This window comes from Pseudomonas sp. RIT409 (assembly GCF_003052515.2).
In the GTDB taxonomy this organism is placed as follows: domain Bacteria; phylum Pseudomonadota; class Gammaproteobacteria; order Pseudomonadales; family Pseudomonadaceae; genus Aquipseudomonas.
Genome location: NZ_QARE02000006.1, coordinates 236,100 through 252,805, shown reverse-complemented (window position 1 = coordinate 252,805; position 16,706 = coordinate 236,100). Strand labels below are relative to the sequence as shown.

14 protein-coding genes are annotated in these 16,706 nt (G+C 51.6%); 11 read left to right on the top strand and 3 right to left on the bottom strand.

Annotation, left to right across the window (positions count from 1 at the left end; translation table 11 throughout):
- Positions 1 to 4 precede the first annotated feature (4 nt).
- Together DBP26_RS10535 and DBP26_RS10530 are read left to right on the top strand one after the other, a co-directional pair.
- Positions 5 to 1,978 (top strand): integrase, encoded by a 1,974-nt coding sequence (locus tag DBP26_RS10535; protein ID WP_108237519.1) that lies wholly within the window; start codon positions 5 to 7, stop codon positions 1,976 to 1,978.
- A gap of 3 nt (positions 1,979 to 1,981) precedes the next feature.
- Positions 1,982 to 2,401, top strand: a complete 420-nt coding sequence (locus tag DBP26_RS10530) for a hypothetical protein (protein WP_108237518.1) — start codon at positions 1,982 to 1,984, stop codon at positions 2,399 to 2,401.
- Positions 2,402 to 3,475: 1,074 nt separating this feature from the next.
- On the opposite strand, the gene DBP26_RS10515 is transcribed toward DBP26_RS10530, so the two are convergent.
- Positions 3,476 to 3,733 carry a hypothetical protein gene (locus DBP26_RS10515; protein WP_108237561.1) on the bottom strand — a complete coding sequence of 86 codons (258 nt, stop codon included), beginning with the start codon at positions 3,731 to 3,733 and terminating at the stop codon, positions 3,476 to 3,478.
- A 492-nt stretch (positions 3,734 to 4,225) separates the two neighbouring features.
- Positions 4,226 to 4,696 carry a hypothetical protein gene (locus DBP26_RS10510; RefSeq protein ID WP_108237515.1) on the bottom strand — a complete coding sequence of 157 codons (471 nt, stop codon included), beginning with the start codon at positions 4,694 to 4,696 and terminating at the stop codon, positions 4,226 to 4,228.
- Between the two features lie 12 nt (positions 4,697 to 4,708).
- Here DBP26_RS10510 and DBP26_RS27480 point away from each other — a divergent pair, with 12 nt between their 5' ends.
- The 5 genes from DBP26_RS27480 to DBP26_RS10480 all read left to right on the top strand — a co-directional run bounded on the left by DBP26_RS27480 (position 4,709) and on the right by DBP26_RS10480 (position 11,359).
- On the top strand, positions 4,709 to 5,140 hold the full coding sequence (locus DBP26_RS27480) for a helix-turn-helix transcriptional regulator (RefSeq protein WP_349254549.1): 432 nt from the start codon (positions 4,709 to 4,711) through the stop codon (positions 5,138 to 5,140).
- A 1,001-nt stretch (positions 5,141 to 6,141) separates the two neighbouring features.
- On the top strand, positions 6,142 to 6,597 hold the full coding sequence (locus tag DBP26_RS10500) for a hypothetical protein (protein ID WP_108237514.1): 456 nt from the start codon (positions 6,142 to 6,144) through the stop codon (positions 6,595 to 6,597).
- A gap of 35 nt (positions 6,598 to 6,632) precedes the next feature.
- Positions 6,633 to 6,953 carry a hypothetical protein gene (locus DBP26_RS10495; protein WP_146749667.1) on the top strand — a complete coding sequence of 107 codons (321 nt, stop codon included), beginning with the start codon at positions 6,633 to 6,635 and terminating at the stop codon, positions 6,951 to 6,953.
- A 1,709-nt stretch (positions 6,954 to 8,662) separates the two neighbouring features.
- Complete coding sequence (locus tag DBP26_RS10485) at positions 8,663 to 10,417, top strand: AAA family ATPase (protein ID WP_108237511.1); 1,755 nt, start codon at positions 8,663 to 8,665, stop codon at positions 10,415 to 10,417.
- A 63-nt stretch (positions 10,418 to 10,480) separates the two neighbouring features.
- A complete protein-coding gene (locus DBP26_RS10480; RefSeq protein ID WP_108237510.1) occupies positions 10,481 to 11,359 on the top strand; it encodes a DNA adenine methylase in 879 nt (292 codons plus the stop codon).
- Between the two features lie 61 nt (positions 11,360 to 11,420).
- On the opposite strand, the gene DBP26_RS10475 is transcribed toward DBP26_RS10480, so the two are convergent.
- Positions 11,421 to 12,539, bottom strand: a complete 1,119-nt coding sequence (locus tag DBP26_RS10475; RefSeq protein ID WP_108237509.1) for a PIN domain-containing protein — start codon at positions 12,537 to 12,539, stop codon at positions 11,421 to 11,423.
- A gap of 582 nt (positions 12,540 to 13,121) precedes the next feature.
- On the opposite strand from DBP26_RS10475, the gene DBP26_RS10470 reads away from it, so the two are divergent.
- The 4 genes from DBP26_RS10470 to ssuB all read left to right on the top strand — a co-directional run bounded on the left by DBP26_RS10470 (position 13,122) and on the right by ssuB (position 16,661).
- Complete coding sequence (locus DBP26_RS10470; RefSeq protein ID WP_108237508.1) at positions 13,122 to 13,760, top strand: peroxiredoxin; 639 nt, start codon at positions 13,122 to 13,124, stop codon at positions 13,758 to 13,760.
- 312 nt (positions 13,761 to 14,072) lie between these two features.
- Entirely contained in the window at positions 14,073 to 15,038 is a 966-nt protein-coding gene (locus DBP26_RS10465; protein WP_108237507.1) for a sulfonate ABC transporter substrate-binding protein, read from the top strand.
- Between the two features lie 28 nt (positions 15,039 to 15,066).
- A complete protein-coding gene (gene ssuC, locus DBP26_RS10460; RefSeq protein ID WP_108237506.1) occupies positions 15,067 to 15,855 on the top strand; it encodes an aliphatic sulfonate ABC transporter permease SsuC in 789 nt (262 codons plus the stop codon).
- Complete coding sequence (gene ssuB, locus DBP26_RS10455; protein WP_108237505.1) at positions 15,852 to 16,661, top strand: aliphatic sulfonates ABC transporter ATP-binding protein; 810 nt, start codon at positions 15,852 to 15,854, stop codon at positions 16,659 to 16,661. Before ssuC ends, ssuB begins: the two co-directional genes overlap by 4 nt.
- Positions 16,662 to 16,706: the final 45 nt, after the last annotated feature.

The window sequence follows — 16,706 nt, the reverse complement described above, 5'->3', positions numbered from 1 at the left end:
CGCCATGACCAGTTTGTTCAGCTATGTGCCGAATCCAGGTTTGCAGCTCAAAGCTAGGCTGTACGAATTCATTGATGGTTGTAAGTCCTCATACGTTCTGGGGGATGGCGTTTGGGAAGATTTAAAGTGGGATGCCATCAAGTTTACCAAGCTGACAGCACCTAAGAACGCTCGCGGGGAGGTGGAGGACCATCACCGGTTTTCTGATGAATATCGGGAGTTTTCAAAAGCCTGCATTTGGTACATGACCTCTCATCGCCCAGCGTTGAGTAAAACTCACCTATACATGGCATTTCGTGTTCTAGAAAAAGCATTATCCGACGTCTACCAGTGTTCAGATGCCTGGAAGGTTGACATCGTGGTGCTTGATCAGGCGGTGAGCATTATTCGGGATGTGTATGCCGAAAACTCGGGCTATACCGTATCCGCAAAATTGACTGACATCGCCAAGTTTCTGGTTGCTCATCGCTTGGTGGATAACATTGTCGAGGATTGGAAGTGCTCTATTCAACGGCCACGCAGGATGTCATCGGGTTTGGGAGGTCACGCGCATCGTGACCGGAACTCGAAACTACCGAGTGATGAAGCGCTGGATGCCGTGGCGGAAATTTTTTCCCGGGACCCTGATTTGCCTAGAGACATCTTCACTACATCATTTCTTGCGATGTCCATGTGCGCGCCGCAGCGTGCTTCTGAAATTTTAGCTTTGCCCGTCAATGCTGAAGTAAGTGAGGTGGATCACGAAGGCGCTGATCAGTATGGGTGGAGATTTTTCTCGGGCAAGGGGTATGAAGGCGATATCAAGTGGATCCCTTCCACCATTTCATCAGTCGGCAAAAAGGCATTTGATCGCATCAGGACACTGACTGAACCAGCGAGGCGATTTGCAAAATGGGTGGAAGATCATCCTGATAAGTTCTACCGGCATTCAGAATGTCCCGATGTAGACGAAGATGATCCTTTAACCATTGAACAAGTCGCTGCGGCATTAGGACATGGTTTTTTAAGCGTCGAAGCAGCTCGCTCCCTGTTTCATTACAAGGGCCTTAAGGTTAGACATGGCTCTCATACCCTCCGGATGCTCTGGCCCTACGTGCTCTCTCGGTTACCTCAAGGGTTTCCGTGGTTGGATAAGGAAAAGAAGATAAAATTCAGCAATGCCCTTTTTTGCATGCATCGCAATCAGATCCACGCCTCACGTCCTGTGCTTGCTGTGAAGTTACAGGTGCTGACGTATCACTCTTTTATCCGTGACCTCGGGCCGTGTGCAACTCAGGAGGGGCATACGAATTTGTTCAAGCGTCATGGTTATGTGGACGCTGATGGTGAGCCCCTAAAACTCACCACCCATCAACCTCGTCATCTGCTCAATACCATTGCCCAGCGAGCCGGGCTGTCAGAGGAATACATTGCCAAATGGTCGGGCCGTGCAAACGTGCGGCAGAATCGTACCTATGATCACCGTTCGGATGAGGAACGTCTGATCAAGGTTCGTGATGCGCTGTTAGCTGCTCCGCCGCCCTCAACGATCAGTGTAAGAATTAATTCAGAAGTAAAAGTCGTATCGGTCGAAGATTTTTATACCAACCTTAAGCCCGCGACACATGTGACTGAAAGCGGCTTTTGCGAACACAACTTCATCATCAGCCCCTGCCTGAGATTTGCAAACTGTGATGATTGTGAGGAGCAGGTATGCGTCAAGGGCGATGACGTGAAGTTGGAACGAATCAGGCAGCGCCTCGCTCGGCAGGAGGCTGTTCTTGCACTCGCGTTGGAAACGAATTCGGACATCGTGATCGGAGCAGACGAGTGGGTATCAACTCATCAGAAATCGATTGAGCGTCTTAAGCAGTTGATCTCAATTCTGTCCGATCCCGACCTTCCTGACGGTTCTTTGGTGCGGTTGACGGGGGGGAACTACAGCCATATTCACAGAGCGATAGCTTCAAATTTAAATCGACGGGTCGGGGGGAGGTAAATAGTGGCCAAGCATTTGTCAACGTCGGATATCAACGCGATCGTGAAGTGTATCCAGGGCCTCGAACCCCAATATTTAACTTGGGAAGTCATATGCGATAAAGCAGCCTCTCTTGTCGGGAAGCGTCCGACCCGCCAGTCGATTTGCAAGCACCCTGCAATCGTCGCCGCATACCGTTCAGCCAAAGGAAGGGATCGTATCCCGGAAATCTCGCTGCGCAAACCTGCAAGCCTCCAGATCGCTGGGCAGCGAATTACACGTCTGGAAGCGGAGGTGGCCGAGTTGAAGCAGATCATCAGCCTCTATAACGAGCGGTTTCTGACTATGCAATACAATGCCTATGCCATGGGCATGAAAGAAGCGGAAATCCTCAAGCCACTTCCAATCATCGACCGTGAACGAACTGATAAGGGCGTGCGCTAGGCGATGTCAGGAGTCAGAGAGCGCCTCTGATCCTTCGTCTGGCCTTGCGCGATGACGAGATTTAGGCGAGCAATGCCGAGTGTCAGGGTCTGGGTGGAATGCAGCCGCGGTATGGCTTGGCTTGCGTCAACAGATACAACAAGGCCGGCACCACCCTGCGGTGTGCCGGCCTTGAGCATTACTTAATCGCTGCCTTATAGGTCTGCACCATCACGAACGCGATTTTCGCCACGTACAGGATTTTGATCAGAACCGCTGTTTCGATCACTAGCATGGGTGATATTCTCCTAGCCAGGTTGATGAACCCGCCTGTATCAGCTCGGGACCTCTGCGCCTGAAAAGGAGTCTCCGTCCCCCCAGTTGTCTCGTTGAGAATGACAACTGTGTTGACATCCATGCCGCCAACCCATAGTATCGGTTTACCAAGACGCGATACCGTGAGAAGGGGAAGATCCCTTTTCCACACACATTGATACCATTATGACATGATGCCTAGGCATTTGTCAAGTGGTATTTTTGTTCGTTTCAAAAAAGTCAAGGCCGTTCGTCGGATCTTCGGGCTTTGTTCATCACTTTTCCAGATGAAAGGCGTTTGTCGGTGGATCGGTGAATTGTTGAGTCGGCCCGCTCCTTCGTTTGCCTGCGGCAGACGGGACTGGCTTCACCATGCCCTTTAGTAACCAGCCTCGTCCCCTGCCTGCAGCTGTTGTATTACGCGAGCGCAGCGGTTTCAGAGCTCGGCAGGCGGGGGGGGGGGGCGCGACGATAACTTCGCGTCTGCGGCAGGGTTGCAGCCGTTCGGCAGATTCGATTTGAGCAGCGTTCAATGTACCTGCCGTCCGGTATTGTGATGGGGAAGAACCTGGCCCGGCATCCTTACGTCCAGCAGCATGTTTATCCCCCCTATTTATGCTTTTCTATTGTCGTGCTCGTCTCATCGATACCTAGCAGTGAATTTCAGATCTCTGCCACGTGTCTGTCTACTCGCGTTACCCGCATTGATCAATGATTGGATGAGCCTTGCCAGGCATAAGAAGCCCATCAGCGTTTTGCTGGGGTCACGTCGGTGCGTCGCTAGCGGGCGGACGAGTTGGGGTCGATATGACCGGGGGATGTGAGGTAAAGCGAGAGCAGTTTGTGGTGCGGGTATTTATTCTCGAAGCGAGGTAGAAGCGCCTCGAAAATCTGTTGACCGTTCGGCGTGGCGGCAACGCGCCGAATCACGTAGTCAGCGATGGCGAGGCGGACCTCAATTTCTTCGTCCGACAGGCCAGTATCTTCCTTCCCATCAAGGTAGCTTGAAGCGTTGAGTTGCGGAGTCGATTTGTCCACTGGCATTACCTAATCTGAGTGGTAGGTTGAGATTGACATCGCTTGGAAGGGTCAACCGTCCGTCATTTCAACGCAGCAATCTAAGTCCAGCTTAGCTTCAATTTGCATGGCTGAGTTAGGATAGCCTGACAATAGGCTCGCATCATCTTGTCGTAAGCCTGCGCCGCCTAACTGACTGGAAGGTTCAGAAGTGAAGACACGTACAGACTCTCACCTCTCGATTGAAGATCTGGACCTCCTGGAAGCAGAGATCTCAAGATTGTGTATCGCTGGGACATCTGAAGCATACCTCAGGGCCGTAAATTCTGGCCGAGATGTTTGTGTGGTGAGGGGCGCAGATATTGTCTTGGTCTCTAGCATAGGCGTTGAGCGGGTGATTGGATCGGTAGCGAAACCACGCACGGTAACACCTGGAGTCGTGCACAAGGTCATTCGTTCTAAAACTTAATGCCGTATAAAGCTGTCTCAGAATCGCCCGAGGCTATGTTTTGGTCAGTGCAACGGGATGAAATCATCAAATAGATCTATTGGATGGTCTAGTGCCTGGTAGATTATTTTCTTTTCGAACATTTTTAAGTTTTCGTTGGTCTCTAGTCCGAAAGTTCCGCCGCTTGTAATGTAAATGATCTTCACGGTTCTTTTGAATTTGTGAGTTCCTAGATATAAGGCATGAAGCGTATCTTGGGACCAGCTGTTGGTTCCGTTTATTCGGCCCGGCGTGCAGACCTTAACTTGCTGTATTCCAGGGAAGTTTATCGCTCTGGAGATTTGTATAGTACGTCGTAGTTCGTAAGGGTCTGAAATGAATACTATCGACTCATCTACGTCGCCACCGACAAGCTGCTTTTCTATCAACTGAAAAAAAACTTCTGCAGTATCAAACCGCCTCCACGATTTTATCGCGCCTTGGGTGCTTGCAACGCTACCTCCTTGAACCTCGTCGGCTTGATCTGTCGTGGACATAGCTCCTCCGGAATGCTCCTGGCGTCTGCAGAAGCTGGCGTGCCGCAAGCGTGCGTTTCTCTGCCTAGCTGTTCGATGGATGGAAAAATCGCGGAAAGCAAAGGCGTATGCTGTATGCAGCATAGCACTTTCGACCGCAAAAGGGCCTTATCGTACCTTTTGCGAGCAGTGAGTATGACGAGCAAGAGCGACTTTGGAGCGGCGCTTAGGGAGGTTAGGTTATTGAAGCAACTGCCTCAGGAGTCGCTGGGTCCAAGCCAATCATTCATCAGCGCCGTCGAAAGGGGCATCCGAAATCCTACTTTGGAAAAGTTCGAGCAGATCGCTGAGCTTCTTGGCGTTCACCCAGTAACACTTCTGGCCTATGTAAGCGTGCGAGATGGGTATTCGGTTGAAGCGCTGCTCGCTCGAATCAGGCAAGAGCTCCAAGACCTGGGCAGGTAGTACCGGCGCTTCACTCACAGTTTGGTGCTAGGCCTTCGTCGCCCGATAGGTATGGTTTTCCAGCCCTCAGTCTGTTCCTTCCTTTGATAGTGCGGGCCATCGCGATGACTGCATTGGCTGCGAGCAGCATTTGATGCTTCGAGCACGTACCTCAAGGCTGCTCTGAGCCTGATCGCTTGGTCATCATGTACGGACAGTGATTGCGCTGTTCGAGGATTGCTCCGCGCATGCTCTGGCTTCCTTGAGGACCAGAGCGACTGAGTCCATCGCTTCCTCAATCTGCTTTGTTGCAAGGGCTGCGACTGTCGGAGCCACAGCATTTGCGGCGAATTGATTCTGGAAACAAGAGCGCTCCAGTCCACCGGATTGGGCGGACGCTCACAAACCTGGGAGCTAAAGGTGAATGTTTTTGCCAATTTCTAATAGGCTTTGGCCGCAGGTAGCAAAAGATAGGCATTCATAGCGTTTTTCGCTAGTCGGCCTTATCTTTTGCTACGCGTACCTCACGAATAGCCGCAACAGAAGGGCCTCACCAGCAACCCGGGGTGCTGTATAAGCCATCTATCCAGCCAGCGCCACTCCGTCTAGGTGAGCGCTTCAAACCATAGCTCTGCTCGTTACTCGGACACGGCTCGCCACGGAGCATCGTGGCTTCAAAGAAGCCACGACAGTGAACGAGAGCTCGAGGTGGTAGCCAAGCTAACGGGGGCACGTTTTACATCAGTTATGATTTCGATTACCTAGGCTCCAATGCCAATACCGCTACGGGGGCGGTGCATGTCTAACTGGAATTTCGGTCGAGCAAAGCACATCGTCAGTCAGTCAGCGTCTATCGGAATCGTTGAGCGCCTCTCAGTCTACTCACTCAAACCGTTGGGAAGAGGTTGATGTGAGCGCACAAAGACGCGAAAAAAACACTCGCGAGATCGATGCCATTGGCTAATATAACGGGTCAGCATTTTACGCTGAGAATGGATTGTTTTTCGGCTCGGGGAGCTGTCATGTGGGGTAGTAAAGAATTATGGGATTGGCTTAACCAGTTTGGCGTGATATGCACGATACTTGGCACGGTCCTAACATGCATTACTTTTTTATATGTGAAAAAAGTAAGGGGCTTGCTGATTTCCAAGAGTCGAATTCCGGCAGTATCTATAGATTTGGCGAAGTTGCTTCCCGAATTTAGAGAGGGTCTTCGTGATTGGGATAACTCCAAAGAAGATGTTATTCATAAGCTGTATGAAATTAAGGGTCACATTGAGAATATTAGGCCAAGCCTTGGCGTTAAAGAGCGTCCCCTTGCGGATAAACTAATCGAGTTGATGAACTTCGATAACGGTTTTTTTTCACGGCCTCGTGAGCCCACGCTCAAGGAAGGCTGGCGTATTTCGAGACATATGGTTCAATTCGAGGTCATGCTGAGTGGCTTGGATAAAGATAATGAAGCTGCGAGGATCTGATGGACTCCACAACGAAGAAAATGATCGCTAGGCTTATGGAAGATACAGCTACTGGCCAAATAAAATGGTCGATAGCCGATGCTCCTTATACAATTACAAAAGGTAATGACAATTTTTTTCCTCTCTATTTTCAGGTTGAGTACAGAGGAAGGACGATGTGCATTTATGAGGTGCGGGCTAAGGATTATATTGAGGACCAAGCTTATTGGCATGAGTATTTAGTGATCGGGCTGTTAGATAATGATGGGCGTTTGCTATGGGAGTACGAAGGAAACGACGCAATTTTGCACGAGCTATTTGGTGATGTCCGACGATCTATTGCAGATGTGCAAGATTTCTTAGGTTACTTTCGGTAGCGCTTCAGATGTTTTTTGAGGATAGCCTCCAGGTCACTCATCAATGATCGACCGGCACGGCCACCCACATCGTGGATGGGTGCGTGTCGTATCGGCTCTGCATTGATGGGTGAACTAGAGCTTGACCCTAGCCGACACACTGACATGACGCCTACGGCAAGAATCCAGCACTGGTGGTGCTTTTCAAACGGGAAGCCTGGGTCAGTGAAGTTTCGGTAACTGGATCGATCCAGCTCTGGCGATAACGCCTCCGAAGCTGCGGGTCAGGCGCGTCATCTGGCTGCGATTTTTATCGAACCATGCGCCATTGAGAGAAGCCGCTCTCTGTTCAGAATTGGTCTTCCAGGTCTTTGTCTAGCGACTTCCAGCGGCGCAGTGTTTCTAACAGGGTGGGGTTGAAATCTAGGTCCACAAGAGTCTCCACCTTCTCCCGTCGCCCGGCTGCAAAATCCACGACAAACGAGCTGACGACAACCTTATTAGTCATCTTAGCGGGGTGCACATCGATCCAGCTTCCCCGTCCCAACACGATAACCGCTTGGCCCTGAGAGTCTGTAACAACGTACAGCCCACGATCGGAGTCTGGGGTCATTTCTGGAGGAATTACTCCTCGGCACTTCGCCATAAAAAGCTCGTAGGATGATTGGGGGACCTGACGAGCTCCACTCTCCCAGTGCTCCCAAGCTCGCTTGGTAACTCCGACCAGTCGTCCTGCTTCAGTGGTCGTTAACCTGTGGCTTAATCGGATTGATCTTAGGACATCAGCATTAGATGGCGTCATCATGGCTTCCTTTAGGGTGGGCAAATCAAATGATTTGCATGTGTACATTGTTCGTCTTGGCGAACAATGTACACGTTGTGTCGCAATTTGCAACTGTTGTTGATGCGTACGCAGCCTGCTCAGCCGCATCATCTTGGGCGGACATCCAGCTTGCAATCCGGCCATTGTCGTCTGAAAGCGCGCCACAACTGTGCATCTCGATGTACACATCGATCCGCTCGCCAAGCCCGGATCAAGATGCGCGCTGAAGCATTGAACTTGGTCCCGTGACGTCTCGGTGAAGTACTGGGGTCTGACCGCTGTCCGACAAGGCACCGTGACCGCCATGGTCACTTTTTTCGAGGAGGGGGGCATTAAACAGGTCGTAGTTCATGGCGGTGTTTCGGACGAGACCGCGGCTGATTGACCACGTTCCATGAGGGTGACGCTGGCGGCTCCGGAGCTAACGCCTCACCTGAAACCAGAGCTAGCGGCTCATAGTGCTTTTCGCTACTTGCTCAGCTTTCCGCCTCAAGCGGCTTCATCGATTAGCTTTATTCGGGTTGCACTCACAGCTTGATCACGCCGGTACCAGTGGGGCCTAGAAGGACGCGCTCGGTCGGTAAAAACTGGTGGGCATCCGGAAGAACGCAACTATGCGGGCGTTGCTGCGGCATGCGCCGCCTCCCTGGAATGATGTAGCTGGAGCACGATACGGCTTGATATTAATATCTAATTGATATCATTATGCGCATTGGCGTTGCTTCGTGAGCGAAGCAAGCCCAAGCAATTAATTCCGGCGATTGACTCATCTGTATGAGTGGATCAACGGCCGAGGTGAATTTGTGGTCGGTTGAGGTGATTGGGAGACTACGGCTGAAGCTGTACAGGTCTGCTTTAACTACTCATCAACTGGAATGTTAACAAGCCAGCTCCAGCAGGGAACGAAATGGCAGTGCAACGTCGCACCAGAAAATCAGCGCAATCGCCGAGCAAACAAGAAAATCATAATGAATTCTCACTCGTCCGACTGAGGATTGCGAAGCCACCATTTCGAAAACTCAAGGACATATCTATTGATTTCGCACCGCGAATCACTCTCATAGCTGGCCATAATGGTATTGGCAAATCTACGATACTCGCCCTAGTGGCAAATGGTTCCGGCCTGACCGACTCCGATTTCGTGACCTATACCGGTAAGCCTTTTACAGGCCTGCTCAACGAAATCATCCATATAGATTATCAAACAGAATTTTTGGCGAATCAGCGAAACAAGACGCTTTCAAGTCCATATCTAGATTACTCAATTAACAAGTCCGAGTTCACAAAGCGCTGTGGCTTCACAAAGAGAGCTGTGAAGAACAAAGATGGTTCTGTGAGGGAGGAGGTCCGTGTAGTACCACGCAACGCTGTAGATTCCGATCATGAAGATGCCGAAAGCGGTGTTGTGATCGGAAAGGCATCTAAAGTTCCTATCCCGACTATATATCTTGGGATGACTAGGATGATCCCTATAGGTGAAAGCGATCCAGAGCTTGTGGAAAGCACAATTGATCACTCGATAGACAAAACTGACGCCGAGTTCATTAAAGCTTTTATAGATAGTGTTATTAATTCCTCGCTTTCAGAGGGCCAAGATAGCTCATCAATCGTGTCGCAAGGGATCAAAGGAACGAGTAAAGCTGCCAAGCACCCAAGCTACAGCTACAGTCCCAAGAGCATATCTTTAGGCCAAGACAGTCTGAGTTCGATCGCGACGGCATTTGCTTCATTCCGTAAGCTCGAGCGAGAGTGGCCAGGTTATCCTGGTGGACTCTTGGTAATTGACGAACTTGATGCGGGGTTTCATCCCCATGCTCAACAAACATTAATTACTGCGATGAAGACTGCAGCTAAGAAGCTCCGCATACAAGTAGTGGCTACAACGCATTCGTTATGCATGATTGAGGCAATACATCCGGATAATAATCCGATTAACGGCCATGGTGTCCGAATGGACTCGGTTATCTACATAATGGATTCAATAGCGCCGCGAGTTTCGCAAAGCTTGTCGTGTGAAGAAATCAAAGGTGACATGACGTTAATAGCGCCATCTGCGCCTGCTAAGCCTAAAAAAATTGACAATACCCTTAAGATTTATTTGGAAGATGCTGAGGCAGACTATTTTCTTAAGCATTTGCTTACGCTGAAGCTGAAGCGCAGAATTAACAGCCTAACTGGGCGGGCCTTAAAAGCTATACCGATTAGTGTAGGGTGTCAAAATCTGCAAGGTCTTCAAAAATTTGACAAACATTTCAAGACAGTTCTGATCGTAGTAGATGCTGACTCTTCCGTGACTAAGGGTCTGAAAAATGTCGTGAAGCTCCCTGGTGGAGCAGATTTGGCAGGAAATGGATTCTCACCAGAGCGGACCATCTACGAATTCATAACTGAGCTGATGAAAGATAATGACGACTACCCTGACACACGCGAGGCGCTAGCGAAAATCAACGTTACAAGAGATCAGCTGCGCACGCACCTGTTAGCAGGTGATACAAATATAAAAAACCGTGAATCTGCGAAGAAATGGATGAACAAAAATCTAACGGTCATTGGAAACTGGGACCTTATCGGCCATTGGCTGCGGGAAAATCCGCAGAAGGTTGAAGCCTTTGAACAAGCCCTCACACAAGCGGCGCAAGCGACCGCAAAGCTTACCGCTTGAAAGCTGGCCAAGTATACTGCCCACCGCTAAGCTGTGGCTTGCCCGCCATCAAGGATCCATCGAATGTACTCCAATAAGCTTTACAGCCCGCTACGATACCCAGGTGGGAAAGCAAGGTTCGCTCCGTTTGTGGCCGCAGTAATGCACGAGAATGGGCTAGGCGGTGGCCACTATCTGGAACCATTTGCGGGTGGGGCGGGCGTTGCGCTGGAGCTCTTATTTGACAAGCATGCCAGCCACATCCATATCAACGATCTGGATCCAGCGGTCTATGCTTTTTGGTCTGCGGTGACTGCCACACCTGAGGAGCTTCTGAAGCTTCTGCATGACACACCGATATCGATGGACGAGTGGTATCGCTGGAGGCAGGTAATGCTGACTCAGGATCCAACTGTCTCACAGGCTGCGCGCGGGTTTGCGACGCTATTCGTTAATAGAACGAATAGGTCCGGAATACTCAAAGGTGGGGTAATCGGTGGAAAATCGCAAGCAGGCGCGTATAAACTTGACGCACGGTTCAACAAATCAATGATCGCCGCGCGCCTCGAAAAAATTGCAATCCATGCAGATCACATTACGGTCTATAATGAAGACGCGTTTAGCTTGCTAAGCCGCGCATCCGATATTTTGCCCGAGAGTGCTTTGATTTATCTTGATCCGCCCTATTACGTTAAGGGTCGCGACTTATATAGAAACTTTTATAAGCATGATGATCATTTGGAAATAGCAAGCTTGCTACAATCCTCAACGTTCAATCGCCAATGGATAGTTTCATACGATTGCACGCCTGAGATCTGCGCCATGTATAATTGCAGCGAGGCATTAAAGTATGGGCTTCATTACACTGCGCAAGCTCGATATGTCGGTGACGAGGTTATGTTTTTTAAGAGTGGCCTGAACGCACCTCACGCTGAAATTCCAAAATCTAAGGTGGCACTCTGAGGGGGGCACACTCTTGCTAGTTTTTGAAAGTTTGCCTCAAGGTTTTTAGATAGCAGGTTGTTTAAAGATTCTCACCAGGCCTTATTTTTCCCAGATTTAGTACAATGCCTGTTTTAAACATAGTGTTGACGGTGGTGGTGTCATTCGTCATTCTAATAATGGAGGTTGCTGGTATTGATATGAGCTGGCTATAAATGCTAGTGCCCATGTAGGTGTCGTTCATAGAGGTGAATTCAACCTCGGCCCTAATCTGAACTTTTAAATTTTTCTCAAGCGCCCAGACGGTTACACTTGCGTCATGCCTAATGGTGCCAAAGGTATGCTCTTCTTCATGTTCTATGTTCAGAATGCTGATGCTCAGACAGGAGGCAGTAAAGTCAAGGTCTGACTTGCCAGAAAATTCAATACCTTGATGAAGTTGATCAACTACATTTTTTTCTATAATGGCGAGCAGTTCGCCGCTTTGCTCGAATTCTACAAAGCGTCTAAATTTTGAATCTGCGACCGATTTGATTTCGTCTTTTGCAGAATTTATCAAATCAAAAGCAGAAATTAAGTCGGGTAGGTGATGTAATTTTTGTGTTTTAGATTCTTTACAAAATGACACCCAGTCCTCGTCCTCAGAAATTACCAGAATCCCTTGGGTCTTGGAGTGCTCCTCTAGACAGAGTAACGCCATAGCGTCTGGAAATTCTGATTTCTTATTGTTTGTTTTATGAAAAGGCGCACGATTTGCAAAGTAGTGCTCAAACAGCGCTCTAGCAGGCACTTCTTCGTAGGATATCATTTCTGCCCCAGTTTTCAGAAAAAAATCATTGAGCTCTATAAAGGTCATCGTCTCTGGGGTTGCAACAGAGTCTAGTTCACGGCTCACTTTTTTAGCTAAGCTAGCCGAAAGACTGCCTGATAGCTTGGAAAGCGCCTCTTCCGCCCGTAATGCCTTGGCACGATGCCTTTCGAGAATATGGTTCTCCACTTCATCACGAACCACTTCGGTGAATAAAATCTGAATATTGGACTGTTTTAGCTGGTCAAGCTCACCGAGCAGCCCTCCCTTAAAAGTTCGTCCATTTCGGTCAAACACTTGTGTGTCGAAAGTGAGAGCAGTAATTTCTCCACTCAGCAGTTTGTTACGAAGCTCCTGATATCGTTCAGGAGTTACACGTTTATCATTCTTCATCGGAACCTTAGCAAATATGAGATTGACTTGAATCTCCAGCGATACCGAGATTAGCGTATTCGAGATGGCGCAAGCTAGGGCGTGATCTCGGAACGCCCTGTGTCGATGGGTGTCAGCAGCTGAGCTGCGTCGATTTGATCACCAGTAGACTAGTCTCGCGTCTCTATATATAGAGTAGATGCGTATCCTAAGCCTTCCATAGAGACAGCGTGGGTGGCTGAGAGGCTGTAGCTTCCTGCTCGCTGAGCGCTGCGCGCGTTCTTTACACCTCGGTAGCCTAGATGACGGTTGGGGCCTAAAATTTTACGAAATTATTTACAAATTTGTGTATAGTCAGCTCATCTTGCTGAATATACTGGTAATTAATCCTTTCGACGGGCTCTCAGGTGAGTAGAAGCCTTCAAATAAGCGTCGATGTGTTGAAAAGAGCCCCGCTTCGGCGGGGCTTTTTTATAGCTGAAAATAAAAGCGGTGTTCGGTTTTTATAGCGAAACGAGCATTCGCCATTGCCATTCGGTCTTTCAATTTTTTGAGGTTTGCAGGCACAGTGTCCACATAACACTTATTAAAGGAGCTGACTGCATGAGCCTCAAACTTGGCGACATCGCCCCCGATTTCGAACAGGACTCCAGCCTAGGCTGTATCAAGTTTCACGAATGGCTGGGCAATCAGTGGGGTGTGTTGTTTTCCCACCCGGCCGACTTCACCCCTGTCTGCACCACGGAGCTGGGTTTCACAGCTAAGCTCAAGGACGAGTTCGACAAGCGCAATGTGAAAGCCATCGCTATTTCCGTAGACCCGGTCGATTCCCACATCAAGTGGATCGACGACATTAATGCTACCCAGAACACCACGGTCAACTTTCCAATTCTGGCTGACGCCGATCGCAAAGTATCTGAGCTTTATGACCTGATCCACCCCAATGCCAGCGAAACCCTGACCGTCCGCTCGCTGTTCGTGATCGATCCGAACAAGAAGATACGCCTAACCATTACTTACCCAGCCAGTACGGGGCGAAATTTCCACGAGATCCTGCGCGTCATCGATTCGCTGCAGTTGACTGACAGCCACAAGGTGGCGACCCCGGCGAACTGGCAGGATGGCGAGGATGTGGTGATCGTGCCCTCCATCAAAGATGAAGAAGAGATCAAGCAACGCTTCCCCAAAGGCTACAAGGCCGTCACGCCTTACCTGCGTCTGACGCCCCAGCCCAATCGCTGACACGCCGATTTCAACCACGACATTCGGGCCGACTATTCGGCCCTTTTTTTTGGCCGCTGGCCGGCCCGCCTTCAAGCTTCCGATTGGGACATGACGGGCCCGTCTGACGCCTCCCGAAACGGCGGGTCCATGAAAATGCAACATATTCATTTTGGTGCTAACCAAATGAATAAATATGATTTTAAAGAATATAAGCCGGCTGCTAATGTCGTTGCACTGATGCAGTCGTCGGTCATGAATCCCATCCACCTTACTTGCCCGCCATCGGACGAGCAGGTGCCACCTGAAAGCTATTTTGCAAAGGAGCGTGCCATGCGCACTGTCATTTTGCGTCGAGGCCTGGTCGCTCTGTTTGCTGCGGCGGTGTCCTTCGGCGTCCTCACCCAAGCTCGAGCCGACACCCTGCGTATCGGCTATCAAAAGTACGGCACGCTGGTTCTGCTCAAAGCCAAGGGTTCGCTGGAGAAGAAGCTGGCCGAGCAGGGTGTGCAGGTGCAGTGGACGGAATTTCCAGGCGGCCCGCAGCTATTGGAAGGGCTCAACGTTGGCTCGATCGACTTCGGCGTAACCGGCGAGACGCCGCCGGTTTTCGCCCAGGCGGCAGGCGCGGACCTGCTTTATGTCGCTTCGGAACCACCTGCGCCGACCAGTGAGGCGATTCTGGTGCCCAAAGATTCCCCGATCACATCCGTCGAGGCGCTCAAAGGCAAGAAGGTGGTGCTGAACAAAGGCTCCAACGTTCACTATTTGCTGGTCCGCGCTCTTGAAGAAGCGGGGTTGAAGTACAGCGACATTCAGACGGTCTACCTGCCACCGGCTGACGCGCGGGCCGCGTTCGAGCGTGGCGCCGTCGATGCGTGGGTCATCTGGGACCCCTACCAGGCCGCGGCCGAGCAACAGCTTCAGGCGCGAACCCTGCGTGATGGCAAAGGCATCGTCGACAACAACCAGTTCTACCTCGCGACCCGGCCTTACGCGCAGCAGCATCCTGAAGTGATTCAGGCGCTGGTCGAACAAGTGCGTGCCGTGGGTGAGTGGTCCAAAGCCAACCCGGACGAAGTCACCCAACAGGTTGCCCCGCTGCTGGGCCTGCCCGAAGACATCGCCCGCGTTTCCGTCAAGCGTCAGGGCTATGGCGCATCGTTCATCTCGCCTGAAACGGTCGCCGCCCAGCAGAAAATCGCCGACACCTTCTATCAACTCAAGTTGATCCCCAAACCGCTCAGCATCGCCGACGTGATCTGGACGCCACCCGCTGCTGTCGCGAAAGCGCAGTGAGCCCTTGGCATTAAGAGGAGACAACTCCATGAGCGTTGAAAGAATCACTCAAAGACTGGCGCCCTGGCTGCTACCGGTCTTGTTGCTGGCCATCTGGCAACTGGCGGTCAGCGCCGGTTGGCTGTCCACTCGGATCTTGCCAGCGCCCAGCGCGGTCATCGAAGCGGGCGTGGCGCTGGTGCGCAGCGGGGAGATCTGGACGCACCTGGCCATCAGCGGCTGGCGCGCAGCGATCGGTTTTGCGATTGGTGGCGGTATCGGCCTGACGCTGGGCTTCATCACAGGCTTGTCCAGATGGGGCGAGCGTTTGCTCGACAGCTCTGTGCAAATGATCCGTAACGTGCCGCACCTGGCGCTGATTCCGCTGGTTATCCTGTGGTTCGGCATCGATGAGAGTGCCAAGATTTTCCTGGTGGCGCTGGGCACGCTGTTCCCCATCTACCTGAATACCTACCACGGTATTCGTAACATCGACCCGGCGCTGGTGGAGATGTCGCGCAGCTACGGGTTGTCGGGCTTCGCCTTGTTCCGTCATGTGATCCTCCCGGGTGCGATGCCTTCGATTCTGGTCGGCGTGCGGTTCGCTCTGGGGTTCATGTGGCTGACGCTGATCGTCGCCGAAACCATCTCGGCCAGCTCAGGCATCGGTTATCTGGCGATGAATGCCCGTGAATTCCTGCAAACCGATGTGGTGGTGCTGGCGATCGTTCTGTACGCCGTACTCGGCAAACTGGCGGACCTCGCGGCGCGAGGGCTGGAACGGGTCTGCCTGCGTTGGCACCCCGCGTATCAAGTAGCGAAAGGTGGCGCGCGATGAGCACTCTTCAACAACCGGCAAACCTGTTGCGCGGCATCCCGCTGCAAGTGCGCAAACTGAAGAAAACCTTCGGCGCGCGGGAAGTCCTGAAAGATATCGATTTGCACATCCCAGCGGGGCAGTTCGTCGCCGTGGTGGGTCGCAGCGGTTGTGGCAAAAGCACACTGCTGCGCTTGCTGGCGGGGCTGGATCAGCCTACCAGCGGTCAATTACTGGCGGGCAGCGCAGCACTGGCCGACGCACGGGAAGACACGCGCCTGATGTTCCAAGAGGCGCGTTTGCTGCCGTGGAAACGGATCATCGACAATGTCGGCCTGGGCCTCACCGGTGACTGGCGTGGCAAGGCACTCGAAGCGCTGGCCGCCGTCGGGCTGGCCGAGCGCGCCAACGAATGGCCAGCCGCACTGTCCGGCGGCCAAAAGCAACGCGTGGCCCTGGCGCGTGCCTTGATTCACCAGCCCCGGTTGTTGCTGCTCGACGAACCTCTTGGCGCATTGGATGCCTTGACCCGCATCGAGATGCAGCAGTTGATCGAAGACCTGTGGCAAAAGCACGGTTTTACGGTGCTGCTGGTCACTCACGACGTCAGCGAGGCCGTGGCGATTGCCGACCGCGTCTTGCTGATCGAAGAGGGGCGTATCGGCCTCGACTTGCAGGTCGACCTTGCCCGTCCTCGCGCACGCGGTTCTTACCGGCTGGCGGCGCTGGAAACCGAAGTCCTCAACCGCGTGCTGTCGATTCCTGGCAGCCCGCCCGAACCCGAACCCACTTCACCGCTGCCCACGCAATTGCGTTGGGCGAATTAACCCGGGCGCAATGTCGCGCCTGGCACTGGTCTCAAAAAAGGAAGC

What these genes read in the sequence shown, in the direction of transcription:
- DBP26_RS10535 (WP_108237519.1), top strand. Translation starts at nt 5, where the DNA reads ATGACCAGTTTGTTCAGCTATGTGCCGAATCCAGGTTTGCAGCTCAAA.
- DBP26_RS10510 (WP_108237515.1), bottom strand. Translation starts at nt 4,696, where the DNA reads ATGTCCACGACAGATCAAGCCGACGAGGTTCAAGGAGGTAGCGTTGCA.
- DBP26_RS27480 (WP_349254549.1), top strand. Translation starts at nt 4,709, where the DNA reads ATGCTCCTGGCGTCTGCAGAAGCTGGCGTGCCGCAAGCGTGCGTTTCT.
- DBP26_RS10500 (WP_108237514.1), top strand. Translation starts at nt 6,142, where the DNA reads ATGTGGGGTAGTAAAGAATTATGGGATTGGCTTAACCAGTTTGGCGTG.
- DBP26_RS10495 (WP_146749667.1), top strand. Translation starts at nt 6,633, where the DNA reads ATGGAAGATACAGCTACTGGCCAAATAAAATGGTCGATAGCCGATGCT.
- DBP26_RS10485 (WP_108237511.1), top strand. Translation starts at nt 8,663, where the DNA reads ATGGCAGTGCAACGTCGCACCAGAAAATCAGCGCAATCGCCGAGCAAA.
- DBP26_RS10480 (WP_108237510.1), top strand. Translation starts at nt 10,481, where the DNA reads ATGTACTCCAATAAGCTTTACAGCCCGCTACGATACCCAGGTGGGAAA.
- DBP26_RS10475 (WP_108237509.1), bottom strand. Translation starts at nt 12,539, where the DNA reads ATGAAGAATGATAAACGTGTAACTCCTGAACGATATCAGGAGCTTCGT.
- DBP26_RS10470 (WP_108237508.1), top strand. Translation starts at nt 13,122, where the DNA reads ATGAGCCTCAAACTTGGCGACATCGCCCCCGATTTCGAACAGGACTCC.
- DBP26_RS10465 (WP_108237507.1), top strand. Translation starts at nt 14,073, where the DNA reads ATGCGCACTGTCATTTTGCGTCGAGGCCTGGTCGCTCTGTTTGCTGCG.
- ssuC (WP_108237506.1), top strand. Translation starts at nt 15,067, where the DNA reads ATGAGCGTTGAAAGAATCACTCAAAGACTGGCGCCCTGGCTGCTACCG.
- ssuB (WP_108237505.1), top strand. Translation starts at nt 15,852, where the DNA reads ATGAGCACTCTTCAACAACCGGCAAACCTGTTGCGCGGCATCCCGCTG.